This window comes from Halorussus sp. AFM4 (assembly GCF_051194995.1).
Classification (GTDB): domain Archaea; phylum Halobacteriota; class Halobacteria; order Halobacteriales; family Haladaptataceae; genus Halorussus.
In genome coordinates this window covers 351,259-375,482 of the sequence record NZ_JBNTJT010000004.1, presented here as the reverse complement: position 1 = coordinate 375,482, position 24,224 = coordinate 351,259, and the positions used below count along the sequence as shown (strand labels likewise).

30 protein-coding genes are annotated in these 24,224 nt (G+C 71.9%); 18 read left to right on the top strand and 12 right to left on the bottom strand.

The window, feature by feature from the left end; translation table 11 throughout:
• Positions 1–25 precede the first annotated feature (25 nt).
• A complete protein-coding gene (locus ACQUQF_RS19305; protein WP_435180768.1) occupies positions 26–343 on the bottom strand; it encodes a hypothetical protein in 318 nt (105 codons plus the stop codon).
• A gap of 157 nt (positions 344–500) precedes the next feature.
• Positions 501–1,619 carry a pyruvate dehydrogenase (acetyl-transferring) E1 component subunit alpha gene (pdhA, locus tag ACQUQF_RS19300; protein WP_435180767.1) on the bottom strand — a complete coding sequence of 373 codons (1,119 nt, stop codon included), beginning with the start codon at positions 1,617–1,619 and terminating at the stop codon, positions 501–503.
• A gap of 139 nt (positions 1,620–1,758) precedes the next feature.
• Here pdhA and ACQUQF_RS19295 point away from each other — a divergent pair, with 139 nt between their 5' ends.
• A complete protein-coding gene (locus ACQUQF_RS19295; protein WP_435180766.1) occupies positions 1,759–1,890 on the top strand; it encodes a hypothetical protein in 132 nt (43 codons plus the stop codon).
• Between the two features lie 12 nt (positions 1,891–1,902).
• Here ACQUQF_RS19295 and ACQUQF_RS19290 read toward each other — a convergent pair whose 3' ends face one another.
• Positions 1,903–3,108, bottom strand: a complete 1,206-nt coding sequence (locus ACQUQF_RS19290) for an MFS transporter (RefSeq protein WP_435180765.1) — start codon at positions 3,106–3,108, stop codon at positions 1,903–1,905.
• 81 nt (positions 3,109–3,189) lie between these two features.
• Complete coding sequence (locus ACQUQF_RS19285; protein WP_435180764.1) at positions 3,190–4,251, bottom strand: S66 family peptidase; 1,062 nt, start codon at positions 4,249–4,251, stop codon at positions 3,190–3,192.
• 90 nt (positions 4,252–4,341) lie between these two features.
• Here ACQUQF_RS19285 and ACQUQF_RS19280 point away from each other — a divergent pair, with 90 nt between their 5' ends.
• Positions 4,342–4,539: a hypothetical protein gene (locus ACQUQF_RS19280; RefSeq protein ID WP_435180763.1), complete on the top strand. Its 198-nt coding sequence runs from the start codon at positions 4,342–4,344 to the stop codon at positions 4,537–4,539.
• Between the two features lie 52 nt (positions 4,540–4,591).
• On the opposite strand, the gene ACQUQF_RS19275 is transcribed toward ACQUQF_RS19280, so the two are convergent.
• Positions 4,592–5,641 carry a family 43 glycosylhydrolase gene (locus ACQUQF_RS19275; RefSeq protein ID WP_435180762.1) on the bottom strand — a complete coding sequence of 350 codons (1,050 nt, stop codon included), beginning with the start codon at positions 5,639–5,641 and terminating at the stop codon, positions 4,592–4,594.
• A 101-nt stretch (positions 5,642–5,742) separates the two neighbouring features.
• Here ACQUQF_RS19275 and ACQUQF_RS19270 point away from each other — a divergent pair, with 101 nt between their 5' ends.
• The 6 genes from ACQUQF_RS19270 to ACQUQF_RS19245 all read left to right on the top strand — a co-directional run bounded on the left by ACQUQF_RS19270 (position 5,743) and on the right by ACQUQF_RS19245 (position 14,213).
• Positions 5,743–7,092: an O-acetylhomoserine aminocarboxypropyltransferase/cysteine synthase family protein gene (locus tag ACQUQF_RS19270; protein ID WP_435180761.1), complete on the top strand. Its 1,350-nt coding sequence runs from the start codon at positions 5,743–5,745 to the stop codon at positions 7,090–7,092.
• A complete protein-coding gene (gene metX / locus ACQUQF_RS19265; RefSeq protein ID WP_435180760.1) occupies positions 7,089–8,291 on the top strand; it encodes a homoserine O-acetyltransferase MetX in 1,203 nt (400 codons plus the stop codon). The genes ACQUQF_RS19270 and metX overlap by 4 nt, the downstream gene beginning before the upstream one ends.
• Before the next feature lie 67 nt (positions 8,292–8,358).
• Complete coding sequence (locus ACQUQF_RS19260) at positions 8,359–9,690, top strand: S1C family serine protease (RefSeq protein ID WP_435180759.1); 1,332 nt, start codon at positions 8,359–8,361, stop codon at positions 9,688–9,690.
• Between the two features lie 220 nt (positions 9,691–9,910).
• Positions 9,911–12,475 carry an Hvo_1808 family surface protein gene (locus ACQUQF_RS19255; RefSeq protein ID WP_435180758.1) on the top strand — a complete coding sequence of 855 codons (2,565 nt, stop codon included), beginning with the start codon at positions 9,911–9,913 and terminating at the stop codon, positions 12,473–12,475.
• An 83-nt stretch (positions 12,476–12,558) separates the two neighbouring features.
• Positions 12,559–13,449: an NAD(P)H-binding protein gene (locus ACQUQF_RS19250; RefSeq protein ID WP_435180757.1), complete on the top strand. Its 891-nt coding sequence runs from the start codon at positions 12,559–12,561 to the stop codon at positions 13,447–13,449.
• The gene (locus tag ACQUQF_RS19245) at positions 13,446–14,213 is read left to right on the top strand and encodes a DUF7530 family protein (RefSeq protein ID WP_435180756.1); all 768 of its coding nucleotides are present in this window, start codon (positions 13,446–13,448) and stop codon (positions 14,211–14,213) included. The genes ACQUQF_RS19250 and ACQUQF_RS19245 overlap by 4 nt, the downstream gene beginning before the upstream one ends.
• Here the strand turns inward: ACQUQF_RS19245 and ACQUQF_RS19240 are convergent.
• The 4 genes from ACQUQF_RS19240 to serB form a co-directional block, all read right to left on the bottom strand.
• Positions 14,210–15,304, bottom strand: a complete 1,095-nt coding sequence (locus ACQUQF_RS19240; RefSeq protein ID WP_435180755.1) for an NAD(P)/FAD-dependent oxidoreductase — start codon at positions 15,302–15,304, stop codon at positions 14,210–14,212. The genes ACQUQF_RS19245 and ACQUQF_RS19240 overlap by 4 nt on opposite strands.
• 69 nt (positions 15,305–15,373) lie before the next feature.
• Positions 15,374–15,940 carry a GNAT family N-acetyltransferase gene (locus ACQUQF_RS19235; protein ID WP_435180754.1) on the bottom strand — a complete coding sequence of 189 codons (567 nt, stop codon included), beginning with the start codon at positions 15,938–15,940 and terminating at the stop codon, positions 15,374–15,376.
• A gap of 127 nt (positions 15,941–16,067) precedes the next feature.
• Positions 16,068–16,574, bottom strand: a complete 507-nt coding sequence (locus tag ACQUQF_RS19230) for an Hsp20/alpha crystallin family protein (RefSeq protein WP_435180753.1) — start codon at positions 16,572–16,574, stop codon at positions 16,068–16,070.
• Positions 16,575–16,666: 92 nt separating this feature from the next.
• The gene (serB, locus tag ACQUQF_RS19225; RefSeq protein ID WP_435180752.1) at positions 16,667–17,305 is read right to left on the bottom strand and encodes a phosphoserine phosphatase SerB; all 639 of its coding nucleotides are present in this window, start codon (positions 17,303–17,305) and stop codon (positions 16,667–16,669) included.
• Between the two features lie 175 nt (positions 17,306–17,480).
• Here serB and hisA point away from each other — a divergent pair, with 175 nt between their 5' ends.
• Positions 17,481–18,203: a 1-(5-phosphoribosyl)-5-[(5-phosphoribosylamino)methylideneamino]imidazole-4-carboxamide isomerase gene (gene hisA / locus ACQUQF_RS19220; RefSeq protein WP_435180751.1), complete on the top strand. Its 723-nt coding sequence runs from the start codon at positions 17,481–17,483 to the stop codon at positions 18,201–18,203.
• 4 nt (positions 18,204–18,207) lie between these two features.
• Here the strand turns inward: hisA and ACQUQF_RS19215 are convergent, their stop codons facing one another.
• Positions 18,208–18,378, bottom strand: a complete 171-nt coding sequence (locus ACQUQF_RS19215) for a hypothetical protein (RefSeq protein WP_435180750.1) — start codon at positions 18,376–18,378, stop codon at positions 18,208–18,210.
• A 107-nt stretch (positions 18,379–18,485) separates the two neighbouring features.
• Here ACQUQF_RS19215 and hisB point away from each other — a divergent pair, with 107 nt between their 5' ends.
• The gene (gene hisB, locus ACQUQF_RS19210; protein WP_435180749.1) at positions 18,486–19,073 is read left to right on the top strand and encodes an imidazoleglycerol-phosphate dehydratase HisB; all 588 of its coding nucleotides are present in this window, start codon (positions 18,486–18,488) and stop codon (positions 19,071–19,073) included.
• 51 nt (positions 19,074–19,124) lie between these two features.
• Here hisB and ACQUQF_RS19205 read toward each other — a convergent pair whose 3' ends face one another.
• Positions 19,125–19,346: a hypothetical protein gene (locus tag ACQUQF_RS19205; protein WP_435180748.1), complete on the bottom strand. Its 222-nt coding sequence runs from the start codon at positions 19,344–19,346 to the stop codon at positions 19,125–19,127.
• 123 nt (positions 19,347–19,469) lie between these two features.
• On the opposite strand from ACQUQF_RS19205, the gene ACQUQF_RS19200 reads away from it, so the two are divergent.
• The 5 genes from ACQUQF_RS19200 to ACQUQF_RS19180 all read left to right on the top strand — a co-directional run bounded on the left by ACQUQF_RS19200 (position 19,470) and on the right by ACQUQF_RS19180 (position 22,565).
• Positions 19,470–19,973: an ACT domain-containing protein gene (locus ACQUQF_RS19200; protein ID WP_435180747.1), complete on the top strand. Its 504-nt coding sequence runs from the start codon at positions 19,470–19,472 to the stop codon at positions 19,971–19,973.
• An 85-nt stretch (positions 19,974–20,058) separates the two neighbouring features.
• The gene (pheA, locus tag ACQUQF_RS19195) at positions 20,059–20,871 is read left to right on the top strand and encodes a prephenate dehydratase (protein ID WP_435180746.1); all 813 of its coding nucleotides are present in this window, start codon (positions 20,059–20,061) and stop codon (positions 20,869–20,871) included.
• A 120-nt stretch (positions 20,872–20,991) separates the two neighbouring features.
• Positions 20,992–21,435, top strand: coding sequence for an Hsp20/alpha crystallin family protein (locus tag ACQUQF_RS19190; RefSeq protein WP_435180745.1), 444 nt, complete (start codon positions 20,992–20,994; stop codon positions 21,433–21,435).
• 100 nt (positions 21,436–21,535) lie between these two features.
• Complete coding sequence (locus ACQUQF_RS19185) at positions 21,536–21,994, top strand: peroxiredoxin (protein WP_435180744.1); 459 nt, start codon at positions 21,536–21,538, stop codon at positions 21,992–21,994.
• Between the two features lie 85 nt (positions 21,995–22,079).
• Positions 22,080–22,565, top strand: coding sequence for a hypothetical protein (locus ACQUQF_RS19180; protein WP_435180743.1), 486 nt, complete (start codon positions 22,080–22,082; stop codon positions 22,563–22,565).
• A gap of 13 nt (positions 22,566–22,578) precedes the next feature.
• Here the strand turns inward: ACQUQF_RS19180 and ACQUQF_RS19175 are convergent, their stop codons facing one another.
• Entirely contained in the window at positions 22,579–23,046 is a 468-nt protein-coding gene (locus tag ACQUQF_RS19175) for a hypothetical protein (RefSeq protein WP_435180742.1), read from the bottom strand.
• Between the two features lie 132 nt (positions 23,047–23,178).
• Between ACQUQF_RS19175 and ACQUQF_RS19170 the strand changes: the two genes are divergently transcribed.
• The 3 genes from ACQUQF_RS19170 (at position 23,179) to ACQUQF_RS19160 (ending at position 24,224) form a co-directional block, all read left to right on the top strand.
• Positions 23,179–23,427 carry a PRC-barrel domain containing protein gene (locus ACQUQF_RS19170; RefSeq protein ID WP_435180741.1) on the top strand — a complete coding sequence of 83 codons (249 nt, stop codon included), beginning with the start codon at positions 23,179–23,181 and terminating at the stop codon, positions 23,425–23,427.
• 130 nt (positions 23,428–23,557) lie between these two features.
• Positions 23,558–23,800 carry a hypothetical protein gene (locus ACQUQF_RS19165; RefSeq protein WP_435180740.1) on the top strand — a complete coding sequence of 81 codons (243 nt, stop codon included), beginning with the start codon at positions 23,558–23,560 and terminating at the stop codon, positions 23,798–23,800.
• Between the two features lie 151 nt (positions 23,801–23,951).
• Positions 23,952–24,224 carry a DUF7535 family protein gene (locus ACQUQF_RS19160; protein ID WP_435180739.1) on the top strand — a complete coding sequence of 91 codons (273 nt, stop codon included), beginning with the start codon at positions 23,952–23,954 and terminating at the stop codon, positions 24,222–24,224.

The window sequence follows — 24,224 nt, the reverse complement described above, 5'->3', positions numbered from 1 at the left end:
CCTTCGCTCGTACTCGCGGTCACCGTCACCCGTTCTGTGCGGACTTCGTCAGCCCGTAGAACGTCTGCAGCCCCCGCGTCGCCAGGACCACCGCGACCGCCGAGACGACGAACGCGAGAAGCGCCAGCGCCGGGGCGACGAGCACCCGGGCGGGGTTGGCGTAGAACGCCGGGAGGATGAACGCCGTCATCACCTCCCAGCTCGCCGCGGACACCAGCGGCCCCTCGGCCGACGCGAGCACCAGCATCGAGTAGACGACGCCCATCACCAGGTACGTCGCGACCGCCATCGCCGCCCACCGGCCGACCGTGACCGCGATTCCGCGCCCGTCGTTGCGTTCCATCGGTGGCTGTTACGGGTGTCGGCGACCAGACTGATACCGCTATCGGCGGGCGCGGGCGGCTCCAGCCGAAACGCCGTCGGTCTCCCGCTCGTCCTCGCTCTCGCTCGTTTGCTCGTCCCTTCCTCTGCGCGTCCTCTCTCCACCCCCGTCCTCGCTCCTACTCGTCCCGCAGGAGCGCCTCGTCGCCGTACTCCTCGCGGAGCGCGCGCAGGTAGTCCCGCTGGTCGCGGAGCTTCGCGGTCGGTTCGGCGTAGGTGTACTCGAACGGCTCGTCGGGGTCGGCCTCGTACGACTCCAGGCGCTCGACCGCGTCGGCCAGCGTCGCCTCGATCTCCGCGTCCATCTCCTCGATTCGGTGGTCGTCGAGTCGGTCGGTCTCGCGAAGGAACGACTCCAACCGGTCGAGCGGGTCGCGCTCGCGCCAGCGCTCGACCTCCGCCTCGTCGCGGTACCGCGCGGGGTCGTCGGCGGTGGTGTGGGCGCCGAACCGGTACTGGACCGCCTCCACGAGCGTGGGCCGGGGTTCGTCGTCGCGGGGAGCCAGCGCCTTCTCGCGGGCCGCCCGCGTGACGACGTACATCGCGAGGGGGTCCATCCCGTCGACCTGCACGCCCTCGAAGCCGTACGCCTGGGCCTTCTGCGCGAGGGTGTCGCTCGCGGTCTGTCGCTCACGCGGGACCGAGATGGCCCACTGGTTGTTGTTGCAGACGAACACCGCGGGGACGTCGTACACGCCGGCGAAGTTCAGCCCCTCGTGGAAGTCGCCCTCGGACGTGGCGCCGTCGCCGAAGTGGACGACCGTCGCGCGGTCGTCGCCCCGGAGCTTGGCCGCCCAGGCCATCCCGACCGCGTGCGGGAGGTGGTCGCCGATGGTGATGTTGAGCGGGAAGACGTCGATATCGGCGAGCGCCGCGTTACCGCGCTCGTGACCCGCCCAGTAGAGCAGGTACTCCCAGGGGAACCCGCGCGCGACGACCGCGCCGTGTTCGCGGTACTGGTAGGAGACGAGGTCCGCGTCGGCGAGCGCGTGGGTCGAGCCGATCTGGGCGCCCTCCTGGCCGGCGAGCGACGAGTAGGTGCCGAGCCGGCCCTGTCGCTGGAGGCTGATCGCGCGCTCGTCGAGCCGGCGGCAGAAGCGCATGTCGCGGTACATCGCGACCAGCGCCTCGTCGCCGAGGTCGGGCATCAGTTCCGGCGCGACCACCTCGCCGTCGGCGTCCAGGATCCGGATGCGGTCGTCGGGCGGGCGCGAGAACAGTCCGTCGGGCCTCGTCATTCGTGGCTGTACATCGCCGACCGTCCACATGAACCATTGGATGGTCGCAAATCTCCGGCTTGCCGCCGGACGCGGCCCACCGGACCCGTCGACGCGACGGAGCCCGAGTTTTATGAGGGTACAGGGACGCCACCGATACATGTCGAACAACTTGGACGAGGACCTCCAGGGGCTGCTCCGGGCCCTCATCGTCCTCGTCGCCGTCTTCGGCGCGTTCCTCCTCGTGCTCACCGCGTTCGGCGGGTCGGCGGTCGAGCACCTGATTTCGTGACCGCGCCTCCGGCTACCCGCCGAACGCGCTCCGCTCGGCGTCGAGGTCGATCCGGAGGAACGCCGGGATCGAGGCGAGCGCGATGGCGGTCTCCAGCGCGCCCGCGACCAGGAACGCCGCGAGGAACCCGAACTCGTCGGCGACCGTCCCGCCCACCAGGATGCCCGCCAGGAAGCCCAGGCTCCCGAAGACGTTGAACCCCGCCATCGCGGTGCCGCGGGCCGAGTCGGCCGACAGGTCGGTGACCAGCGCCATCGTGGCCGGCGACATCAGCGCGCCGATGACGCCCACGACGACCATCCCGGCGCCGGCGACCGCGACGGTGGGCGAGACGCCGACGCCGACGACCGCGAGGCCGTACAGCGCCGACCCGACGACGATGGGACCCTTCCGGCCGATCCGGTCCGAGAGCACGCCGAACGGGTACTGGAGGAGCGCGAACGGCGCGAAGAACAGCCCGAGCATCACGCCGGTCGCGGCGGCGTCGAGGCCGAACGCCTCCCGGAAGTAGACGGTGCCGACCAGCGCGAAGAACCCGGCGGTGAAGCGGTCGACGAACCCGAAGACGTACGGGAGGCCAAGCACCGGGCGCTCGGTCAGCGTGGCGAGCGCCCGGGCGACGCGGCCGCGCTCCTCGGACCCCTCGCCCGGTGCCCGGTCCGAGATCGGCAGCGCGAGGACCGCGGCGCAGACCAGCAGTCCGCTTGCCGCGTACAGCGGCAGGAGGGGGCTCACGGCGTACAGCTGCCCGCCGAGGGGCGCGCCCACCGCGGTCCCGAGCCCGATGGCGATGCCGGCCGCGCCCATGTTCTTGCCGTGGCCGCCCTCGAGGTCCATCAGCGTCGTCATCGACAGCGAGAACGCGCCGATGGTGGTCGCGCCCTGGAGCGCCCGGAGCGCGAGCACGCCGAGGAACGACAGCGAGAGCGCGGCCGGCAGCAGCGCGAGCGCGAGGTAGCCGACCGCGCCGCCCAGCGCCCCCGCGACGACCAGCGGAATCCGGCGGCCCAGCCCGTCGCTGAGCGCGCCCCACGCCCCGGCGAACGCGACGAACGCGGCGAACTCGGCGGCGAGGAACCACATGCTCGCGTCCAGCGACGTGGACGCGCCGACCGCGTCGACCAGGTCCGGGACGCCGGGGTACAGCAGCACCTGCGCGAGCATCACGGCGAACACCACGGTCGCGAGCAGTATCCGGTCGCGGCGGACGGAACTCACGGGTATCGGTCGGAACTGGGGAGCGCGTGGCCTTATAGCCGGTGGAAGCGGCCGAAGCGCGGGGCGGCGGCGGGGGCGCTCCTATCGGAACTCGACGGTCTCGCTCGCGGGGTCGATTTCCGCGGTGCCGCCGACCGGCACCGGGACCACCGGCGCGGTGTGGCCGAACTCCAGGTCGAGGACGACCGGCGCGTCCGGGTTGTACTCCGCGAGCACGTCGGCGACGGCCTCGCGCTGGCGCTGGCGGTACGCGGCGCGCTCCTCGGGACCGGGGTCCTCGAACGGGTTGCGGGCCTTGGCCCGACCGACCAGGACGCCCGCGAACCGCTCCAGGAGGCCGCGCTCGCCCAGCCCGATGAGGAACTGCCGGACGTCGGTCGCCGAGGGGAGCTCCTCGGAGGTCTCCAGCAGGAGGACCCGGCCGTCGAGGTCCTCGGGCGCCGGGAGGTACCGGCCGGTCCGCAGCACCATGTCGAGGGTGCCCAGGCAGCCGCCCCAGGTCCGTCCCGAGACGGCGCGGTCGGCCCCGCGCCAGGTCCAGCCCTCGGCGGGTTCCGTCTCGCGGCGCTCGTCGAGGTTGTCCGGGTCGGCCCAGTCGAGGTCCTCGTCGGTGAACTCGTCGGCCGGCCGGAGCTCGCCGAACGCCGAGAGGTCGTCGGCGAAGAACGCGGTCTCGAGGTGCTCGACCGTGTAGTCGTGCATCGACCCCTGCATGGCGAGGTCGGTCATCACGGTCCCGCCGTAGAACGAGACGACGCCGAGGTTCCAGAGGTACAGGGCCAGGTTGGTGTTGTCGCTGATGCCGTAGAACCGGGTCGGGTTCTCGCGCAGCACCTCGGGGTCGAGGTGCTTCAGGATGCGGACCTGCTCGAAGCCGCCGATGACCGTGACGACGCCCGAGATATCGGGGTCGGCGAAGGCGTCCATCACGTCCCGCGCGCGCTCCTCGGGGTGGTCGTAGAGGTACTCGCTGTCCCGGGTCGCGGTGGGGTACTCGACCGGTTCGAGGTCGAACACCTCCCGGAGGCGCTCCAGGCCGAGGTCGTAGACGTGCGGGTAGTCGGTCGCCCGGTTCGACCCGGGCGCGACGACGGCCACCCGGTCGCCGCGGTCGAGCGCGGGCGGGACGACGAAGTCGGACATGACCGAGACATGGGTGTCGGGTTTCGTATGCGTTTCGGAGGCGAGGGCGGAACCCACACCTTGATGGCCCCGGTGAGTCAGGACTCGCGCATGGCCGACCCCGCACTCCTCGCGCGATTGAACCGCATCACCCTCCTGCTGACCGCCTTGCTCGCCGTCGAACTGCTCCAGGCGTTCGGCTGGGACGCGACCGGCGTCGGCTACGCCGTCGTCGGCCTCGCGGTCATCGGCTTCGCCCTGATCTGGGGGAAGTCGGTCGTCGGCATCCTGTCCGGGAAGGGGGTCTGACCGCGACGGCCTGTAGGTCCGGCCCGCCGGAGGTCGGGTCCGCCCCGGCGGCTCACTCCCCGACCGGCGGCACCTGTCCCACGAGGCTCGGCGTCCCGTCCTCGCCGACCACCGGCCAGCCGTCCTCCCACCGGATTCGGTCGAGCATGAGGACCCGGCGCGGGGTGTCCCGAATCCAGGGGTTGCCCGCCTCGTAGGCGTGGTAGAGCAGCCACCAGCCGCCGTTGGTGTCGCGGACCACCGCGCAGTGACCGGGCGCGAGGAAGTCCTCGCCGCCTTCGAGAATCGTGGTTCCGGTCGCGTCCGCGACGGTGAGCCGCTCCCCGTCGCGGTTCCGGTACGGTCCCCGCAACTGCTCGGCCCGGCCGACCACCAGGTAGTAGGTGCTCTCGGCGCCCGCGCAGCAGGTGCCCCGCGAGCCGAAGAAGTAGAAGTAGCCGTCGCGCTCGACCACGTAGGGCGCCTCGACGCCGTCGCCCGCGATCTGGAACTTCTCGCCCGCGGTCGAGAGGCCGTCGGCGGCGAGCCGGATGCCGTAGATGCCCTGATGGCTCCCCCAGAACAGGTACGGCGTCCCCCGCCACGCGAACAGCATCGGGTCGATGGAGTTGGGGACGCCGATCTCGCGGCTCCGGAACAGCCCGCCCCGGGGCTCGAAGGGGCCGGTGGGGTCGGGCGCGGTGGCGACCCCGATGCCCGGGTTGTCGGCGCCGAACTCCGAGTCGGAGTAGTAGAGCAGGACCCGGCCGTCGAGTCGGCCGACGCCGGGCGCCCACAGGCCCTTGTACTTCGACCACGGCGGGGTCTCCTCGAAGGCGGGGCCGACCGGCTCCCAGTCGACGAGGTTGGGCGACCGCAGAATCGGAACCAGTTGGCGGTCGATGCCGCCCGGGCCCCACGGGTGGTAGGTGCCGTAGGCGTAGTAGGTGCCGCCGACTTCGAGCACGTCGGGGTCGGGGAAGACGTGCTCGTAGACGGGGTTGCGGTAGGTGTCCGACGACTGGCGTTCCCCCGGGGCGGTCCCGGCGGCAGTCGAGCCGACGGACCCGACCGTCCCGAGGCCGGCGACCCCCACGCTGGCTAGCAGTTCGCGCCGGTTCACGTCGGGGCTACGCCGAACGGCGACTAAAGCGCTGTGTCCGTCCGTGCAATGCTTGCCGTAACTGAGGGTTATAACCTCGTCCGGAAATATGAGTGTAGTACATGACCTCCGAGGACGACCAGCCGCGCTTCGACACGCGGAGCCTCCACGCGGGCCACGGGGCCGACCCCGCGACGGGGGCGCGAGCGCCGCCCATCTACCAGACCACCTCCTACGAGTTCGACGACGCCGACCGCGCCGCCGAGCTCTACGCGCTCGACGCCGAGGGCGACATCTACTCGCGCATCTCGAACCCCACGGTCCGGGCGCTGGAGGAGCGGCTGGCCTCGCTAGAGGGCGGCGCCGGGGCGGTCGCCACCGGCAGCGGGATGGCGGCGTTCGACTCGCTGGTCCTCGTCCTCGCCGAGCAGGGCGACAACGTGGTCTGCTCGACCGACACCTACGGCGGCACCACCGCCCACCTCAGCCACACCGCGAGCAAGCGCGGGGTCGAGCCCCGGTTCGTCGACACGCTCGACTACGAGGCCTACGAGGAGGCCGTGGACGACGACACCGCGTTCGTCCACGTCGAGACGGTCGGCAACCCCTCGCTGGTCACTCCGGACTTCGAGCGCGTGGCCGCCATCGCCCACGAGGCCGGCGCGCCCCTCGCGGTCGACAACACGTTCGCGACGCCCGCGCTCTGCACCCCCCTCGACCACGGCGCGGACGTCGTCTGGGAGTCGACCACCAAGTGGCTCCACGGCAGCGGGACCACCGTCGGGGGCGTGCTGGTCGACGGCGGGAGCTTCGACTGGCAGGCCCACGCCGAGGACTACCCCGAACTCGCCGGCGACAACCCCGCGTACCACGACACCGACTTCTCGGAGGACTTCGCGGACGCCCCGCTGGCGGCCGCCGTCAGGTTCCGGGCGCTCCGGAGCCTCGGCAACCAGCAGTCGCCGTTCGACGCCTGGCAGACCCTCCAGGGGCTCGAGTCGTTCCCGCTCCGGATGCAGCGCCACTGCGAGAACGCGGCGATCCTGGCCGAGTACCTCGACGACCACGACGAGGTGGCGTGGGTCGCGTACCCCGGCCTGGAGGACCACCGGACCCACGACAACGCCAGCGAGTACCTCGACGGCGGGTACGGCGGCATGATCGCGTTCGGCCTGGAGGACGGGTTCGAGGCCGGCAAGCGGTTCTGCGAGACCGTCGACCTCGCCAGCTTCCTCGCGAACGTCGGCGACGCCAAGACGCTGGTCATCCACCCCGCCAGCACCACCCACGCCCAGCTCTCGCCCGACGAGCAGCGCGACGCGGGCGTCTCGCCCGACCTGGTGCGGCTCTCGGTCGGCATCGAGGACCCCGCGGACCTGCTCGCGGACGTCGAGCGGGCCATCGAGGCGGCGACGGGCGACAGCAGCGGGAGTTCGACGACCGACTCCGCGACACCGACGGAGGACACATGAACCGAACGCGCGACACCGCCGACCTCGGGGAGTTCGAGTTCGAGTGCGGCCGGTCGGTCCCCCTGGAGGTCGCCTACGAGACATACGGCGAGTACGACGGCGACAACGCGGTGCTGGTCTGCCACGCCCTGACCGGCAGCGCCCACGTCACCGGCCCGAAGCGCGGCGACGAGGGGACCGACGGCCAGGCCGCGGCGTGGTGGAGCGACGTGGTCAGCCCGGGCAAGGCGGTCGACACCCGCGAGTACTACGTGATCTGCGCGAACGTGCCTGGGTCGTGCTACGGCACCTCCGGCCCGGCCAGCGTCGACCCAGAGACCGGCGAGCCCTACGGCACCGACTTCCCGGCCGTGACGGTCGGCGACTGGACCCGGGCGCAGGCCCGGCTGCTCGACCACCTGGGCGTCGGCCCGCTCCACGCCGTCATCGGCGGGAGCGTCGGCGGGATGAACGTCCTCGAGTGGGCCAAGCGCTACCCCGAGCGCGTCGACCGGGTGATCCCGGTCGCGACCGCGGCCAGACTCGACCCCCAGATGCTGGCAATCGACGCCATCGCCCGCCGGGCCATCACGACCGACCCGAACTGGAACGGCGGCGACTACTACGGGGAAGAGCAGGAACCTCCCGAGAACGGCCTGGCGGTCGCCCGCCAGCTCGGCCACGTCGGCTACCTCTCGAAGGAGTCGATGGACCGGAAGTTCGGCCGGCGGTCGGCGGGCCGGGCCGCGATGGCCGACGCCTTCGCGCCCGACGACCCCGCCGCGGACTTCTTCCCGTACCGGGAGGTCGAGTCGTACCTCGACTACCAGGCCGAGAAGTTCGTCGAGCGGTTCGACGCCAACAGCTACCTCTACCTCACGCGGGCGATGGACGACTACGACCTCGGCGAGGGGTACGACTCGGACGCCGACGCCCTGGCTGGCTTCTCGGGCGAGGCGCTCGTGATCAGCTTCACCGGCGACTGGCACTTCACGGTCGAGCAGGCCGAGCGCCTCGCGGCCGCGTTCGAGGCCGCGGGCGTCGACGTCGCCAACCACGTCGTCGAGAGCGACCACGGCCACGACGCCTTCCTGGTCGAACCCGAGGAGGTCGGCCCGCCGGTCCGGGACTTCCTCGCGGCGGGCGTCGAGGGCCGGGCGGTCAGCGACGCCGACGAGCGGGAGTTCGCGCCGGTCCACGCCAGCCTGTTCGGGGATTAAGTTTCGGTGAGAGCTCTCGGAATACCGTCACGGAGTTTATTCAGCCCGTCCGTCGTGAGTCCGCGAGATGATACGAAGGACACTCGTTTGGCTCCTCGTCCTCGTTCTGACGAGCGCGGGGGCGCTCGGTGGCGTGACCGCGGAGACGGCTCCGTCGAACGGGACGGCCGCGAACCCGTCGGACGCGATCGCCGGGACGAACCGGCCAGCGGTCAGCGGGGGCCCCACGCCGGTCGCCCGCCAGTCGACCGTCGACTGTAACTACACGCAGTTGTACGACCGGGCGTCGAACGGGGTGGTCCGGATCAACGTCACCAACGAGTCGGGCGACCTCACCTGGGGCTCGGGTTGGGTGTACCGCATCGAGGACTCGACCGCGTACGTCGTGACGAACTGGCACGTCGCCAACGCCGTCCCCGAGTCGGGGTTCGAGGTCCAGTTCGGCGACGGCCGGTGGCGCGAGGCCGAACCGACCGGTTCGGACCTGTGGACCGACCTCGCGGTCCTCCGGGTGGAGAACGTCCCCGACTCGGCCCGCGCGCTGGAAGTCGCCAACGCGACGCCGCGGCGCGGCCAGTCGGTCGCCGCCGTCGGGAATCCGAGTACAGGCGAACCCGCGTTGAACATCAGCGGCGTACCGTTGCAGAACACGATAACGCGTGGCATCGTCAGCGGCGTCGACCGCGCCGTCCGGGTCTGGGGGTACCCGAACGGTAGCCTGACGATCCCCGGGACGATTCAGACCGACGCGGGGGTCGGCGGCGGGTCCAGCGGCGGTCCGCTCCTCAACTGCCGGGGGAAGGTTCTCGGCGTGATTTACGGAGGGGACGTGTTCCGGGACGTGAGCTTCGCCGTCTCCAACAGGATGGTCCGGGCGATCGTGCCGACGCTGATCGCGAACGGGAGCTACGAGCACGCCTTCCTCGGAGCGAACACCACCAGCGTGTCGGCGACGCTCGCGAAGGTGAACGACCTCCCCGTCACCGAGGGCGCCATGGTGGAGAGCGTGACCGAAGGGGGCCCGGCCGACGGCGTGTTACAGCCGGCTCCCGCAACACATCGGGCGACGGGCCTTCCCTACGACGGCGACGTCGTCCTCGCCGTCGACGGGACCGACATCGAGGACAGCGAGGACCTGCTCTCGTACCTGCTGCTGGAGGCGCGACCGAACGAGACGGTGTCGATGACGGTCCTCCGCGACGGGGAGAACAGGACCGTGGAGGTGACGCTCGGCGCCCGGCCGACGGTACCGGCGGTGAACGGGACGGTCGGCGGCCCGAACGCGACCACGACGGCGCCTGCCACGACGGCGACGACGGTCGCGAACGGGACGACGACGGGTGGCGCCGACGGCGGCGCGGCGCGGGGACCGCCGGTCGCACGGCCGAGGGAGTCCTGAGCCCGGAGCGCGGCGGGCCGACCGGGCGCTTCGGACCGGTCCCCGGCTTCGGCCCGGTCGCGGGAGTCTGTCCACCGGCGGAGGGCCGCCCCGGGGGCGCAGCTCCCCCGGTCGGCCGCGCCCGGGTTTCCACCGGTGCCGACGCGAATTGAATCCGAGCGGTCGCGCCCGAATCCGTCCCGGAGGTTCATGCACCGAGACGGCGTCGCTATGCGGGAGAATGTCGACCAGATCGATCGCGGTGCTCGTCGCCGCGCTCCTGCTCGCGTGGCCGGTGACGGGCGCGGCAGGGGACGCGGGGTCAGTCGGCGACGGGGCCCCGTCGCCGACCGCGGCCGAACCTCCGACCGAAATCAGTTCGTGCACGACCATCTCTCGACCGGGGCGGTACGTTCTGACGAGCGACATCGAGAACAGTTCGGCCGGCACCTGCATCCGGATCCGGGCGAGCGACGTCGTCCTCGACGGGAACGGCCACGCCGTCGACGGGGTGACGACGAGCGACGCCGACAGGCTGACCGAACGGTTCCTCCGCGGGCGGGTCAACCCGTTCGGGGCCGGCGACACGGTCGGGGTAGCGGTGGTCGCGAACCGCCGGCAGTCGAACGTGACCGTGACCGACCTGACCGTCACCGACTGGCGGTGGGGCGTCGTCACCGCCGGCGTCCGGAACGGACGACTCGCCGGCGTTCGCGCGGCGGACAACGGCTTCGGCGTCACGGCGTTCGCCTCGCCGGGCGTGCGGGTCACCGACGGTACGGCCGACGGGAACGCCGTCCTCGGAGTCGGTGCGTTCCAGAGCGACCGGGCGCGCGTCGCGAACGTCGACGCCACCGGAAACGGGTTCGCGGGCGTCTACCTCTCGGGCGGGACCGGCGGCGCCGTCGCGGACGTCACCGCCCGGGACAACGACATCGCTGGCGTCCTCCTCGCCGGAACGTCCGGCGCCGCGGTCACGGGCGGGACCGCCTCGGGCAACCGGATCGGCGTCGCCCTGCTGTTCGCGGACGGGACCGACGTGCGACGCACCGCCGCGGTCGAGAACGGGCTGGCGGGCGTCCAGGCCGTCAACGCCACCGGGACGACCGTGTTCGGGGTCTCGGCGGCGGACAACGGCCTCGCCGGAGTGGTGCTCCGGAACGGCACCGACGCCAGCGTGGTCGCCACCGACGCCTCGCGCAACGTCGTCGGCGTCGTCCTGGAGCGGGCGACCGGGACCGCCGTCACCGACTCCAACGCGAGCGACCAGGTCACCGGCATCAGGGTCATCAACTCGACCGGCGGCGCGGTCGTCGACAACACCGTCCTGAACACGAGTTACGGCGCGGTCTGGGTCACCAACTCCACGTCGGTCCGGGTGGCGAACAACCGCGACGGGCTGCTGGCGATCGAGTCGACCGACGACGGAATCGGCGCGGAGGGCGGCGTCCGCCACGACGAGGAGATCGCGGTGAACCAGTCCGACGGGCTCACCGACGCCGAGCTCCGGCGGTACGTCTACCAGTCGATCGCCCGGACCGAACACCTCCGGCAGCTCGAGTTCAACGGGTCGATAACGGTCGACGTCGTCACCCGCGAGCGGTACGAGCGACGGGCGGCCGCCGAGCCGGGCGCCGGCCCCGAGCAGTCCGCGTGGGAGAACCAGTACTGGGAGGCGCTGTTCGTCGTCGGCGAGGACAGGAACGCCACGGAGATGCTGGAGAACGAGAGCACGCGGATCCTGGGCTCGTTCAGCTGGGAGACCGACCGGCTGACGCTGGTCTCCAGTGAGGACCCGCCGGTCGTCGACAGCACGACGCTGGTCCACGAGCTCGTCCACGTCCTCCAGGGCCAGCACTTCGACCTCGACCGGCGGCGGGACCGACCCCGGTCGGAGGACGGCCTGCGCGGGAGCCTCGGGCTGATCGAGGGGGACGCGGAGTACGTCGCCCAGCTGTACGAGAAGTACTGCGGCGTCGTCTGGGACTGCGTCCAGGTGCCGTCGAAGGACCCGCGCGGGGGCGAGGTCCCCGAGGACCGCAACTTCGCGCGCCGGGCGATCGTCCTCTCGCCGTACTCCGACGGTCCCCAGCTGATCGAACTGCTGCACGAGCGGGGCGGCTGGGCGGCGGTCGACGAGGCGTACGAGCACCCCCCGAACACCACCGAGCAGTTCGTCCACCTCGACCGGCGGAACCAACCGCCGGTCCCCATCGAGTTCGAGAACACCGCCCGGAACGGCTGGCGCCAGTTCGACCCGGCGGACCTGCGCGGAGCGCTCCAGCGCGACGGTCGGACGACCGTGGGCGAGGTGGCCGTCTTCTCGATGTTCTGGTACCAGGGGTACGAGTACGGCAACCCCGTCGTTGACGTGGACAACCACCTCGTGCCCAACGACGCCCCGTTCGACCTCTACAACTACTCGAGCCCGCCGTCGGCAGGGTGGGGCAACGACGTGCTGGTCCCGTACCGGAAGAACGCGACGAACGGGACCGTCCACGGCTACGTCTGGCAGACGGCCTGGGACACGCCGAGGGACGCCCGGCAGTTCTACCGGGCGTACCGGAAGGTGCTGCGCGGCCACGGCGCCGAGCGGGTCGGTCCGGACACCTGGGTCGTCGACTCGGGCCCCTTCGCCGACGCCTTCCGGGTGGTCCGGGACGGCCGGAACGTCACCGTCGTGAACGCGCCGACCGTCGCCGACCTCGCCGACCTGCGGCCCGGCCTCGGGGAGAGCGGCAACGCGAGCGGCGGGAGCGCGGGCGGTGAGAACGCGACGACCGGCGGGACGACCGTCTCCGGGTGAGGGCGGAGTTCGACGCCGCCTGTCCCTCGCTCGAGGTCTCCGACCGCCGACAGTTATGGTCGCGCCGGCCGAAGCGGTACCACATGCGCGTGCTGGTCACCGGCGCGACCGGGTTCGTCGGCGGCCACCTCGTGCCCGCGCTGCTCGACGCGGGCCACGAGGTGGTCGCGCTCGTCCGGGACGCGAGTCGGTACGACGCCCCCGAGGGAGTCGAGGTCGTCGAGGGCGATCTGCTGGACCGCGAGCGCCTGGAGGGGGTCTTCGAGGGAATCGAGGCGGCCTACTACCTCGTCCACTCGATGCGGACCGGCGGCGACTTCGCCGAGCGCGACCGGCTGGCGGCGCGCAACTTCGTCGATGCCGCCCGGGGGTCGTCGCTCCGGCGGGTGGTCTACCTCGGCGGGCTGGGCGAGACCGGCGACGTGCTCTCGGCGCACCTGGCGTCCCGGCGCGAGGTCGAGACCGTCCTGGCCGAGAGCGAGGACTTCGAGCTGACGACGCTCCGGGCGGCCGTCATCGTCGGCGACGGGAGCGCGAGCTTCCGGATGATACGCGAGCTCGTCGCGAAGCTCCCGGTGATGGTCGCGCCGCGGTGGGTCCGCAACGAGTGCCAGCCCATCGCGGTCGCCGACGTGGTGGCCTACCTCGTCGGGGTCCTCGACGTCCCCGGGACCGCGGGCGGGACCTACGAGATCGGCGGCCCCGAGGTGCTGACCTACGGCGAGATGCTCCGCCGGACCGGCCGCGTGATGGGCCGGGAGCCCCGCATCGTCCCGGTGCCGGTGCTGACGCCGACCCTGTCGGCATACTGGGTCGACCTGGTGACCGACGTGCCGAGGTCCATCGCCCACCCGCTCATCGCGGGGCTGAAGAACCCGGTCGTCGCGGACGACGACGCCATCCGTGAACTGGTGGCGGTCGACCTGACGCCGTTCGACGAGGCCGTCGAGCGCGCACTGGCGGCCGAGCGATGAGCCGCGAGCCCGCAGACGACGGTCACGACGCCGACCACGGCGGCGACCCCCGAGCCGGGGCGGACCCCGCGACCCGGTACGGCGAGACCTGGGTCTACGAGAGCATCGTCGGCGCGATCCCCGGCCTCGCGCTGTCGCCGCCGGTCGCGGTCGGCGTCCAGTTCGCGCTGTTCGAGGGGCTGGTGCTGGTTCTGGCCGCGGTCTACGACCTCTGGGCCGCGGTGCCGGCCGGCACCGCCGCGGTGGGGGTCGCGGCCGCGGGGAGCTACCTCATGCTGGCGCTGGGCGACGAGATACGCCGGGTCGAGACGCCGGCCGCGTACCGCCGGCTGCTGTTCTCGACCAGCATCGAGGTGGTGCTGGGCGTGCTGGCGTTCGTCGCGCTCCTGACCGTGCTGTTCTCGGTCGACGCCCGGACCGGCCGGGTGCCGCTGTTCGCGCGCCTGCTCGGCGAGACCCCGCCCGCGCCGGCGGTCTCCCTCGCGCTGCTGGTGCTGTGGGACCTCTGCTACCGCATCGGCACGGGGTGGTGGGCCAGCCTGACGGGGCTGTGGCGGACGCTCCGGTACCGCGACCGGTTCGACGCCCGGACCCGGGCCGGGCTGCGCCGGGTCGACCTGCTGACCGTCGGGTTCGCGCTGGTGCAGCTCCTGCTGGTGCCGTTCGTGCGGGACCGGCCGGTGCTGGTCGCGGCCGTAGTCGGCCACGTCGTCGCGGTGACGGCGGTCTCCGGGGCGTCGGTTCTCCTGCTCCGGCGGTCTTAGAGCGTCTCGGCGACGCGCTCGCCGGCCGCCAGCCCGCTCCGGAGCGCGGCGTGGACCCGGCCCTCGCCGGCCACCCAGTCGCCGGCGAAGAACAGGTCCGAGGCGGCCCCGCGGTCGAGGACGTCGCGGTCGGCCCCCGCGTCGGGGAGCGCGTCGCGCCACCGCACCACGTCGGCCCAGTCGAACTCGTAGCGGTCCGGGTCGCCCAGCAGCTCGGCGGTGCGGTCGGCCGCCGCGACCGCGATCTCGTCGTCGGCGTCGTCGTAGCGGTGGCGGGACCACTCGGGCGAGGGCTGGACGACCAGCAGGCTCTCGCCGTCGGGGACGTGGCCGGGCTTGCACTCCTCGCGGGCGACCCAGCCGAGGTCGTGGTCCTTGTCGGCGTTGACCAGCGCGTAGTAGGGGAGGTCGGTCCGGTCGGGGTAGTGGAGCGCGACGGTGAGAATCGTGCGGTAGGGCACGTCGGCCGCCGCCTCCACGAGGTCCTCGCGGAGCGATTCGTCGGCGCCGTCCCAGTCGGCCCGGTCGAGCAGGTAGGCGGTCGCCGGCGCGGGCGGCGTCAGCACGACCGCGTCCGCCTCGAACGCGTCGGCCGCGGCGGGGTTCGTCTCGCCCGCAAACTCGCCGGCCTGGGGCGGGGTCGCGTCGCCCGCGGCCTCGACCGCGAGGCGCCACCCGCCGTCCTCGCGGGCGAGGCCCGTGACCTCGGTTCCGGTCCGGACGGTCGCGTCGCTGGCCTCGCGGAGGCGCTCGCCCAGGGTCGCCAGCCCGTCGCGGTAGGTCCACTTGCGGGCGTCGTCGCCCCGACCCTCGGCGATCTCGCCGTCGGCGTCGAAGGTCCAGACCGGCCCCTCGGCCTCGACCAGGCCGTCGGCGAGTTCGCCGGAAATCAGGTCGGCGACCCGCGGGTCGTCGTCCTTGCAGTAGTTCGCACCGACGTCGTAGACGCAGCCGTCCCGGCGGCGGGTCGCGGCCCGGCCGCCGACCGTCTCGCGGCGCTCGAAGACGGTGACCGCGGCGTCGGCCTCCCGGAGCGCGTAGGCGGCCCCGAGGCCGGCGACGCCCGCGCCCACCACGGCGATGTCCGTCATGGGAGAACCGTGGGAGGCCGACGGGAAAAGCGTACTCGCCTCGGGCGCCGCCGTCCCACGGCAGCACTCCTACGCCCGGTCTGGGTCGCGGCTCCGCCACTCCTCGCGGAGCAGTCCGTACTGGACCATGTCGCGGTGCTCGCCGTCGACGAACATGTAGGCGCGCATCCGGCCCTCCTCGGCGAACCCGAGCGATTCGAGCAGGCCGCGGGAGGCGTCGTTGAAGTCGAAGGCCGCCGCGCCCACCGCGGGGACGTCGTACTCCCGGAAGACGTAGTCGAGGACCAGCGAGACCGCCTCCGTCCCGTACCCCTCGCCGTGGACCTCGGGCACCAGCCAGTAGCCGAGCTCGGGGCGCTTGTAGTCGGCGTCCGCCACGCTCACCTGGCCGACGGGCGTCACCTCGTCCGCGTCGGGCGGTCCGGGGTCGGTGTCATCTGCTTCGAGGCAGACGAGAAATCGGTCCGCGCCCGCGTCCTCGTCGGGGACGTCGAACTCCTCGCGGTTCCGGACGGGGTTGCCGAGGGGGTACCGGAGCTCGGGGTCGGCGCTCGCGCGCTGCAGGAACTCCACGTCCTCGCGCTCGACCGTCCGGAGCGTGACTCGGTCGCCGCCGGCGATTCGTGCACCCGGCATGCGTGGGGTGAGGAAGCCTGGCACGATACGTTTTGGGTGTCGAGCGGGCGATCCGTGAGCCGTACCAGCCGGTCCGCGGTCAGTCTGCGATCGGCACTGGCGTCGCGCGGCGCGCCGAAAAATGCGGTTACTCGTCGATGTCGATCTTGGTCCCGTCGTCCTCGTCGTCCTCCGCCTCGACCGGTTCGACCAGCGGGAGGTGGACCTCGAGGACGCCGTTGCGGTACGAGGCCGTGATCTCGTCCTCGCGGACGTCCTCGGGGATGTCGACCCGTTCGGACACCCGGCGCGAGCGCGTGACCTCGCCGCGGAGCGCGATCTCGCCCTCGTCGCCGGCGGTCGTCTCGCTGGTCTCGCTCTCGGCGGTGAGGGTCAGCGTGTCGTCGTCGTACGTGAGGTCGATCTCCTCGCGCTCGAAGCCCGGCAGGTCGGCGACGAACACGTACTCATCGCCGTGCTGCTTCAGGTCCATGCGGACGCCCTCGCCGCCGCGGGTGAGCGTTCCGAACTCGCGGGACCCGAAGTCGCCGAGCGACCGCTCGGGGGTCCACGTCCGGGACGGCGGGGCCCACATTCGGGTCCGGAGCTGTTCGAACATGCGGTCCATCTCCTCGAAGGGGTCGTATCGAGCCATTCGATTCACCGCACGTCTATAGGCCGCTCGAGGAGATAAGCGTGGCGAGAAACAATAGCACAGGGCCTGAGACGCGGGTATCTGGCAGATCGTCAGTCGAGCAGCCCCTCCTCGTCGAGCAGCTCCCGGAGGCCCTCCATCGACGAGACGACCACGTCGCAGGCGGGCTCGACCGCGGGCTTGGGCACGAAGCCGACCGCGAGGCCGGCGACCTCCAGCATCGGGAGGTCGTTGGCGCCGTCGCCGACCGCGACGGTGTCGCTCATCGCGATCTCGCGCTCGCCGGCGAGGCGTTCGAGGGCGTCGTCCTTGGTGCCCTCGATGAGCGGCCCCTCGACCTCGCCGGTGAGTTCCCCGTCTTCGACCGGCAGCCGGTTGGCGACGACGGTGTCGACCGAGACGCCCTCCCGCTCGAGGGCCACCTCGACGCCGCGCTCGAACCCGCCGGTCAGGACCGCGGTGGTCACGCCGGCCTCGTTGAGCTCCCGAATGACGGTCCCGGCGTCGGGCCGGAGGTACACCTCGTCGAACGCCTCCTCGGCCTTCGCCTCGGGCAGCCCCTCCAGCAGCGCGGCCCGGTCCCGCAGGCTCCTCGCGTAGCTAATCTCGTCGTTCATCGCCCGCTCGGTGATGTCGGCCATCTCGTCGGCCACGCCCTGCCGCTCGCCCAGCAGGACCGTCATCTCCGAGTCCGAGAGCGTCCCGTCGAAGTCGAACGCGACCAGCGTCATGGCCGGGGGTTGGACTGCCGGGGGCTTGAAACGACCGGAAGACGCGGTCGTTGCGGCGACGCGCCGAGAGCGCGGGAACCGCCGCGGCCGACGCCGCCGGCCGGGAGCCCGCCCGACGCCGCGAACCGCTGCCGGAAGGGTGAGCCTTTAGCCGCCGCTCGCACTACGGACACCCATGACACCCTTCCCCGAGTTCGAGGTCGTCCCCGCGGTCGACATGCAGGACGGCGAGGTCGTCCAGCTGGTCGCCGGCGAGCGCGGCACCGAGAGGACCTACGGCGACCCGGTGGACGCCGCCGAGCAGTGGGTCGAGCGCGGCGCCGAGACGCTCCACCTGGTCGACCTCGACGGCGCGTTCGAGGGCGAGCGCGCCAACGCCGACGCGGTCGAGGCGATCCTCGACGCGGTGGACGTCGACGTCCAGCTCGGCGGGGGCATCCGGACCACGGCGGACGCGACCGACCTGCTCGACCGCGGGGTCGACCGGGTCATCCTCGGGACGGCGGCGGTCGAGGACCCCGACGTCGTGGCCGAGATCTCCGAGGAGTATCCCGGGTCGGTGACGGTCAGCCTCGACGCGAAGGGCGGCGAGGTCGTCGTCTCGGGGTGGACCGAGGGGACCGGGCTCGACCCCGCCGAGGCCGCGGCGCGCTACGAGGAACTGGGCGCCGGCGCGATTCTGTTCACCGACGTCGACGTGGAGGGGCAGCTCGCGGGCGTCCAGACAGATCGCGTCCGCGAGGTGGTCGAGGCGGTCGAGATTCCGGTCGTGGCCTCGGGCGGGGTCGCGACGCTCGACGACGTGCGCGCGCTCCGGGACGCGGGGGCCGCGGCGGTCGTCGTCGGGACCGCGCTCTACGAGGGGGAGTTCACGCTCGAAGAGGCGAAGGAAATCTAGCGCGCTACCGGCCCAATGCGGCCGTCAGGCGCCGGCGGGTCGGCGCCGCCCGGGGCTTGGCGAGCAGGTACGCGCTGGCGGCGAGCACCGGTACGCCCACCGGCGCGCCGTCGCCGAGCGCGAGCAGTCCACCCACGAGCAGGCCGAGCAGCGTCAGGACGTCGATCTTTCGCATTGTCTCACGTCGTCGTTACGCGAGAGAGGCAATATATCTTTGTCAGACGCTCGTCACATGCCGCGCCGGAGGGCAACGACCATGTGGCTCCGGGCTAACTGTCGGGTATGAGCGACCGAACCGCCGCGGTGACCCGCGAGACCGCCGAGACCGACATCGAGGTGACCCTCGACGTCGACGGCGACGGCGACGCCACGGTCGACACCGGCGTGGGCTTCTTCGACCACATGCTCGAGAGCTTCGCCAAGCACGGGCTGTTCGACCTGACGGTCCGGTGCGACGGCGACCTCGACATCGACGACCACCACACCGTCGAGGACGTGGCCATCGCGCTCGGCGAGGCGCTGGCGGAGGCGCTGGGCGACAAGCGCGGCATCGAGCGGTTCGCCGACCGCCGGGTCCCGCTCGACGAGGCGGTCGCGTCGGTCGTCGTCGACGTCAGCGGGCGGCCCCTCTTCGAGTTCGACGGGACGTTCTCGCAGGCCAGCGTGGGCGAGATGACCAGCCACATGGCCAAGCACTTCGTCCGGTCGCTCGCGATGAACGCCGGGCTGACGCTCCACGCCGAGGTGACCGGGGAGAACGCCCACCACGAGATCGAGGCGCTGTTCAAGTCGCTGGCCCGGGCGCTCGACGACGCGACCCGCATCGACGAGCGCCGGAGCGACGTCGCGAGCACCAAGGGCCAGCTCTGACCGGCGGCGGGCGGCGCTCCGCCGACGCCTCGTCCGGCGCCCGAGCGACGGTCAGCTCTCGGCCGGGGTCGACTCCGCCGACCCGAGCCAGAACCCGACGGTCCAGCCGACGACCGCGGCGAGCGCAACCCCGGTGAACGCGGCCGGTACCGGGACGGTGCCGCCGAGGAGCCGGGTTGTCAGTCCGCCGAGCTGGAGGCCGACGACGCCGAGGCCGACGACCGCGACCCCGAGCGCCGGCGTACTGACGCCGAGTTCGTACTGGCCGGACATGGTCGGCGTATCTCGCGGACGGTACATAATTCCCTTGGCAGGCGGGGTGGCGCTCCGCGGTCGACCCGTGGCGGCAGACGACCGACCGGGAGACCCTTAACGAGCGCCTCCGTTGGCCAACACATGTTCGACGAGATCATGCGCAAGTTCGAGGGCAGCCCCTCCCAGCAGGCGGTCATCCGCCTGCTCCTCGAACGCGGCTTCTCGGTCAACGACGACGGGCGGGTCGTCTCGGGGAGCATCGAGATTCCCAACACCCAGATCGCCCGCGAGATCGGGGTCGACCGCCGGGTGGTCGACTCGACCACCGACGCCATCCTCGCCGACGAGGAGCTGCGGCGCATCTTCCAGAACATCTCCTCGATCCCGAGCCTGATGGACCTCGCGCCCGTGCTCGACCTGACCGTGCTGACCGTCGACGTGACGGACGCCGACCAGCCCGGCATCGTGGCGACGGTGACGACGCTGCTGGCGGACAACGACATCTCCATCCGCCAGACGATCAGCGAGGACCCGGAGTTCACCGACGAGCCGCGGCTCTACCTGGTGACCGACGACGACATCCCCGGCGACGTGCTGAACGAGCTCAAGAACCTCGGCTTCGTGCGGAAGCTCGAACTGGAGTAGCGCCCCCGAACCAGTCGCACCGCCGCCCGCGGGAAATCTGTCACACCCGACGCCCTTTTGGTGACCACCGCGAAAGGGCGTGCATATGCAAGCTGTCACGCTCGGCCCCGAGGGCACCTACTCCCACCGGGCGGCCGCCTCGGTCGCCGACGACGTGGAGTTCCGCGAGTCGGTCACCGCCATCGTCGAGGCGGTGGCCGACGGCGAGTACGACCGGGGCGTCGTCCCCATCGAGAACAGCATCGAGGGCAGCGTCACCGAGACGCTCGACGCGCTGACCGACCGCGAGGTCGCGGCCGTCCAGGAGGTCGTCACGCCGATCCGCCACGCCCTGCTGGCCCAGAGCGGGGAGTTCTCGGTGGTCGCCAGCCACTCCCAGGCGCTCGCGCAGTGCCGGAGCTTCCTCGAGGAGGAGTACCCCGAGGCCGACCTCGAGGCCGTGGCCAGCACCGCCCGCGGCGTCGAGCACGCCCGCGAGAACCCCGACGTGGCGGGCATCGGTCACCCGGCCAACGCCGACGGCGACCCGGAGCTCCGGGTCGTCGCCGAGGGCATCCAGGACAAGACCTCGAACGCCACGCGGTTCTTCGTCATCGCGCCCGCCGACGAGCGGTCCGACGCCGGCGGCAAGTCCTCGCTGGTGGTCTACCCCAACGCCAACTACCCCGGCCTGCTGCTCGAACTGCTCGAACCGTTCGCCGACCGGGACATCAACCTGACGCGGGTCGAGTCCCGGCCCAGCGGCGAGCGGCTCGGCGACTACGTGTTCCACGTCGACTTCGCGGCCGGGCTCTACGAGGACCGCGCCCAGGAGGCCATCGCGGACGTCGAGGAGATCGCGGAGAACGGCTGGGTCCGGCGCCTTGGGTCGTACGACACCGAGCACGTGATACACTGACCGCCGCGGCCGACCGACGACGCAGCGTTCGGTCGACCGGTCCGGCGGTCGGAGCCCCCGACGCCGGCCGGGCTGAATTTTTAAGACCGATGGCGTCGGAGTCCCGGCCGGGGGAACACAATGTCCGGACGCAGGAATCCGTTCAAGGAGATCGAGGAGATGATGAACCGCATGAGCCGCCAGCTCGAGGGGTCGATGGGCGGCGAGGGGATGGCCCAGTTCGGTGGCGGCGGCGCGTCGATAGACGTCGCCGACCGCGGCGACGAGTTCGTCGTGACCGCCGACCTGCCCGGCTACCAGAAGGAGGACATCGACCTGACCCTCCAGGGCGACCGGCTCAGCATCCGGGCCGAGCGCGAGCGGGAGACCGAGCAGACCGACGAGGGCGAGGGCCGGTACATCCGGAAGGAGCGACGACACGAGTCGGTGAACCGCACGGTGACGATCCCCGAGGAGGTCGACGAGGAGAACGTCTCGGCCGACTACCGCAACGGCGTGCTGACCGTGACCCTGCCGAAGCGGAGCGCGAGCGAGGGCGACGGCCACCGGATCGACATCAGCTGAGCCCGAACGCGACAGCCGACGGCGACCGAGCGGTCGACGACCGGAGCCGGACCGCCGGCCGAGCGCAAACGCCTTCCCGTCCGGGCCGCAATGCCCGGACATGACGCTCGACACCGGCGACGACGCCCCGACCGTGGAGGCGCAGAACCAGCGCGGCGAGACCGTCGAACTCGACTTCGACGAGCCGACCGTCCTGTACTTCTACCCCCGCGACGACACGCCGGGCTGCACCACCGAGGCCGAGCAGTTCGACCGGGAGCTCGAGAGCTACCGCGACGCCGGCGTCTCGGTGTTCGGCGTCTCGACCGACGACGTCGAGAGCCACGAGCAGTTCGCCGAGAAGTACGAGATCCGGTTCGACCTGCTGGCCGACCCCGACGCCGAGATCGCCGAGGCGTTCGGCGTGGACGTCGACTCCGCGCGCGGCGCGGCCTCCCGGACGACCTTCGTGCTGGCCGACGGCGAGGTGAAGGCGGTGTACGAGGGCGTCGACCCCGACGGCCACGCCCGGGACGTCCTCGGCGACATGCTCGACGAGGACCTGGTCGTATTGGAGTGAGGACGCCGGCGGCGGCGGCCCCTCGCAGTCCGCATCGCCGGCGTACCGCCGGTAGGATTTTTCGCTCCGGCGCCGAACCGGAGGTATGACCGACGCGCCGGAGTCGCGGGCCGCGGAACCGTCCGGACCGACGCTCGCCGCCAAGGTCGTCGGCGGGCTCCAGTGGGCGGTCACCGCCGCGTACGTCTTCCTGCTCGGCCTGCTGGCGGCGACGTGGTACCTCCACCTCACGCGGACGCCGGCCGCCGTCGACCTCTCGCGGCCGTTCGCGGTCGTGGTCCTCGCCGCCTTCGCCGCGGGCTACGCCTGGGTCGCGACCCGGCCGGTCACGCCCGGCGCGCACGACCGGCGCATCGAGGTCGTGGTCACCCTGCTCGTGCTCGGCTTCCTGTTCCCGTTCGCGGTGCCGCGGCTGCTCGACCTGACCGGGGCGGCGCCGCCAGTGCCCGACTTCGGGTTCGGTCTCGCGTACGCCCTGGCGCTGGCGGTCTCGTACGGGCTGGTCTACGGGCTCGGGGCCCGGTTCTTCCTGGGACCGGCTCGTAGCGAGCGCCGGGAGTTCCGGGAGTGAACGAGCGCCCGACTCAGAGCAGCGACGCGACCGCCTCGGCGGTCTCGTCGGTCCGCGCCCGCCAGTCGTCGGGTCGCTCGCCGCCCCGCTTGGGCGGGTCGATGGGGAGCCGGAGCGGGTGGAAGGAGACGCGCTCGACCGACGCGGCGGCGGTCTCGCCGACGAACTCCGCGACCTCGCGCTTCGACGAAGTTCCTCCTGACGCGAGGTCGTAGTACCCCGAGAACAGCTGGCAGACGACCACCTCGTCGTACCTGTCCATCTCGCCCTCGTCGGCGTAGTAGAACAGCTTCGCGGTGTTGTTGACGGGGTCGGCCCTTCGCCACTCGAGTTCGACCGCGACGAACCGGCGGTCGCTCGCGCCGACCACGTCGACGGGCGTCCGCCGGATGGTGTACTCGGTCGTCCAGTCGAGCGAGGGCCGGCGCTCGGCGAGGGCGTCCCGGAGTCGGTCGCGCACGTCGTCGGCGAACTCGCCCACGAGCCGGGCCGACTCGGGGACACCACCTCAAGGTTTCGTCACCTGCGCGGTCGCGTCGGCGGGCGCTCCCGCACCGACTCCGTGAGTCGGGGCCACCGAGGTTTTCCTTCCGCCCCGCCAACTACCACCGTCATGACTGCGGAACTCTCGGACGACGACCGCGGCAAGACCGTCGTGAGCGACACCGAGCGCATCGGCACCGTCACCGACGTCCGCGGCGGGACCGCCTACGTCGACCCCGACTGGGACCACGTCCCCGAGGACCTGCGCGACGCGCTCGGCTGGGCGGAGGGCGACGACCACCACACCATCGACGAGGACGCCGTCACCGCGGTCCAGAACAGCCAGATCCGCATCCGCGAGGACCTGCCCTCGCAGTAGCCCTAGCGGTCGAGGCACCCGGCGCTGCTTCTTTGCGGCGACGATGATCGCCCGACGGAACTCCGCCGCGACCGCGGAGACCGCGGTCGGCCACCGACGTTTTGCCCGCGGTGACCCTACTGTTCGGTCCATGGCTCCGGAACTCTCCGACGGCGACGAGGGCAAGGCAGTCGTCACCAGCAACCAGCGCATCGCCACCATCAGCGACGTCGTCGGCGACACCGTCTACGTGGACCCCAACTGGAACGAGGTCCCCGAGGACGTGATAGAGCGCCTCGACTGGGACCGCAGCGACGACCAGCACAAGATCCCGGCGTCGGCGTTCTCCGGCGTGGAGGACGAGGAGGCGTACCTCCGCGGCGACGCGGTGTGAGCCGGCCGTCCGGCCCGCCGCTCGACGGAGCGTCTGACGCGCGTCCGACACCACCGTTTCCGCTGTTCCGCGGGAGTTCGACGCGAAACGAACCCCGGTCGCGCCGGCCGGCCGCAAACGCTTATCCCTCCGGTCGTCGATAGGTCACGCCATGAGCGAGGGGGACTCCGACGGAGGAAGCGAGGGCGTCGTACCCGAACCGGTGAAGAAGGTCGCGCGGACGGTGACGCCGGGCTTCAGCGGCCGGCCCGACGCCGAGATGACCGCCATCGGCATCGCCTACTTCCTCGGGATGCTGGTGCTGCTGGTGCCGCTTCTGCCGTTCATCGCCATCGTGTGGCTGCTCTCGAAGATAACGGGCTTCTTCGCCCGGAAGGCCCCGACCGAGCGACTGCCGGGCGACCGATCCCGGTCCTCGCGGTAG

What these genes read in the sequence shown, in the direction of transcription:
- pheA (WP_435180746.1), top strand. Translation starts at nt 20,059, where the DNA reads ATGCAAGCTGTCACGCTCGGCCCCGAGGGCACCTACTCCCACCGGGCG.
- ACQUQF_RS19170 (WP_435180741.1), top strand. Translation starts at nt 23,179, where the DNA reads ATGACTGCGGAACTCTCGGACGACGACCGCGGCAAGACCGTCGTGAGC.
- ACQUQF_RS19205 (WP_435180748.1), bottom strand. Translation starts at nt 19,346, where the DNA reads ATGTCCGGCCAGTACGAACTCGGCGTCAGTACGCCGGCGCTCGGGGTC.
- ACQUQF_RS19235 (WP_435180754.1), bottom strand. Translation starts at nt 15,940, where the DNA reads ATGCCGGGTGCACGAATCGCCGGCGGCGACCGAGTCACGCTCCGGACG.
- metX (WP_435180760.1), top strand. Translation starts at nt 7,089, where the DNA reads ATGAACCGAACGCGCGACACCGCCGACCTCGGGGAGTTCGAGTTCGAG.
- ACQUQF_RS19180 (WP_435180743.1), top strand. Translation starts at nt 22,080, where the DNA reads ATGACCGACGCGCCGGAGTCGCGGGCCGCGGAACCGTCCGGACCGACG.
- pdhA (WP_435180767.1), bottom strand. Translation starts at nt 1,619, where the DNA reads ATGACGAGGCCCGACGGACTGTTCTCGCGCCCGCCCGACGACCGCATC.
- hisA (WP_435180751.1), top strand. Translation starts at nt 17,481, where the DNA reads ATGACACCCTTCCCCGAGTTCGAGGTCGTCCCCGCGGTCGACATGCAG.
- ACQUQF_RS19245 (WP_435180756.1), top strand. Translation starts at nt 13,446, where the DNA reads ATGAGCCGCGAGCCCGCAGACGACGGTCACGACGCCGACCACGGCGGC.
- ACQUQF_RS19185 (WP_435180744.1), top strand. Translation starts at nt 21,536, where the DNA reads ATGACGCTCGACACCGGCGACGACGCCCCGACCGTGGAGGCGCAGAAC.
- ACQUQF_RS19230 (WP_435180753.1), bottom strand. Translation starts at nt 16,574, where the DNA reads ATGGCTCGATACGACCCCTTCGAGGAGATGGACCGCATGTTCGAACAG.
- ACQUQF_RS19280 (WP_435180763.1), top strand. Translation starts at nt 4,342, where the DNA reads ATGGCCGACCCCGCACTCCTCGCGCGATTGAACCGCATCACCCTCCTG.
- hisB (WP_435180749.1), top strand. Translation starts at nt 18,486, where the DNA reads ATGAGCGACCGAACCGCCGCGGTGACCCGCGAGACCGCCGAGACCGAC.
- ACQUQF_RS19260 (WP_435180759.1), top strand. Translation starts at nt 8,359, where the DNA reads ATGATACGAAGGACACTCGTTTGGCTCCTCGTCCTCGTTCTGACGAGC.
- ACQUQF_RS19240 (WP_435180755.1), bottom strand. Translation starts at nt 15,304, where the DNA reads ATGACGGACATCGCCGTGGTGGGCGCGGGCGTCGCCGGCCTCGGGGCC.
- ACQUQF_RS19215 (WP_435180750.1), bottom strand. Translation starts at nt 18,378, where the DNA reads ATGCGAAAGATCGACGTCCTGACGCTGCTCGGCCTGCTCGTGGGTGGA.
- ACQUQF_RS19160 (WP_435180739.1), top strand. Translation starts at nt 23,952, where the DNA reads ATGAGCGAGGGGGACTCCGACGGAGGAAGCGAGGGCGTCGTACCCGAA.
- ACQUQF_RS19270 (WP_435180761.1), top strand. Translation starts at nt 5,743, where the DNA reads ATGACCTCCGAGGACGACCAGCCGCGCTTCGACACGCGGAGCCTCCAC.
- ACQUQF_RS19250 (WP_435180757.1), top strand. Translation starts at nt 12,559, where the DNA reads ATGCGCGTGCTGGTCACCGGCGCGACCGGGTTCGTCGGCGGCCACCTC.
- serB (WP_435180752.1), bottom strand. Translation starts at nt 17,305, where the DNA reads ATGACGCTGGTCGCGTTCGACTTCGACGGGACGCTCTCGGACTCGGAG.
- ACQUQF_RS19285 (WP_435180764.1), bottom strand. Translation starts at nt 4,251, where the DNA reads ATGTCCGACTTCGTCGTCCCGCCCGCGCTCGACCGCGGCGACCGGGTG.
- ACQUQF_RS19200 (WP_435180747.1), top strand. Translation starts at nt 19,470, where the DNA reads ATGTTCGACGAGATCATGCGCAAGTTCGAGGGCAGCCCCTCCCAGCAG.
- ACQUQF_RS19305 (WP_435180768.1), bottom strand. Translation starts at nt 343, where the DNA reads ATGGAACGCAACGACGGGCGCGGAATCGCGGTCACGGTCGGCCGGTGG.
- ACQUQF_RS19255 (WP_435180758.1), top strand. Translation starts at nt 9,911, where the DNA reads ATGTCGACCAGATCGATCGCGGTGCTCGTCGCCGCGCTCCTGCTCGCG.
- ACQUQF_RS19165 (WP_435180740.1), top strand. Translation starts at nt 23,558, where the DNA reads ATGGCTCCGGAACTCTCCGACGGCGACGAGGGCAAGGCAGTCGTCACC.
- ACQUQF_RS19295 (WP_435180766.1), top strand. Translation starts at nt 1,759, where the DNA reads ATGTCGAACAACTTGGACGAGGACCTCCAGGGGCTGCTCCGGGCCCTC.
- ACQUQF_RS19190 (WP_435180745.1), top strand. Translation starts at nt 20,992, where the DNA reads ATGTCCGGACGCAGGAATCCGTTCAAGGAGATCGAGGAGATGATGAAC.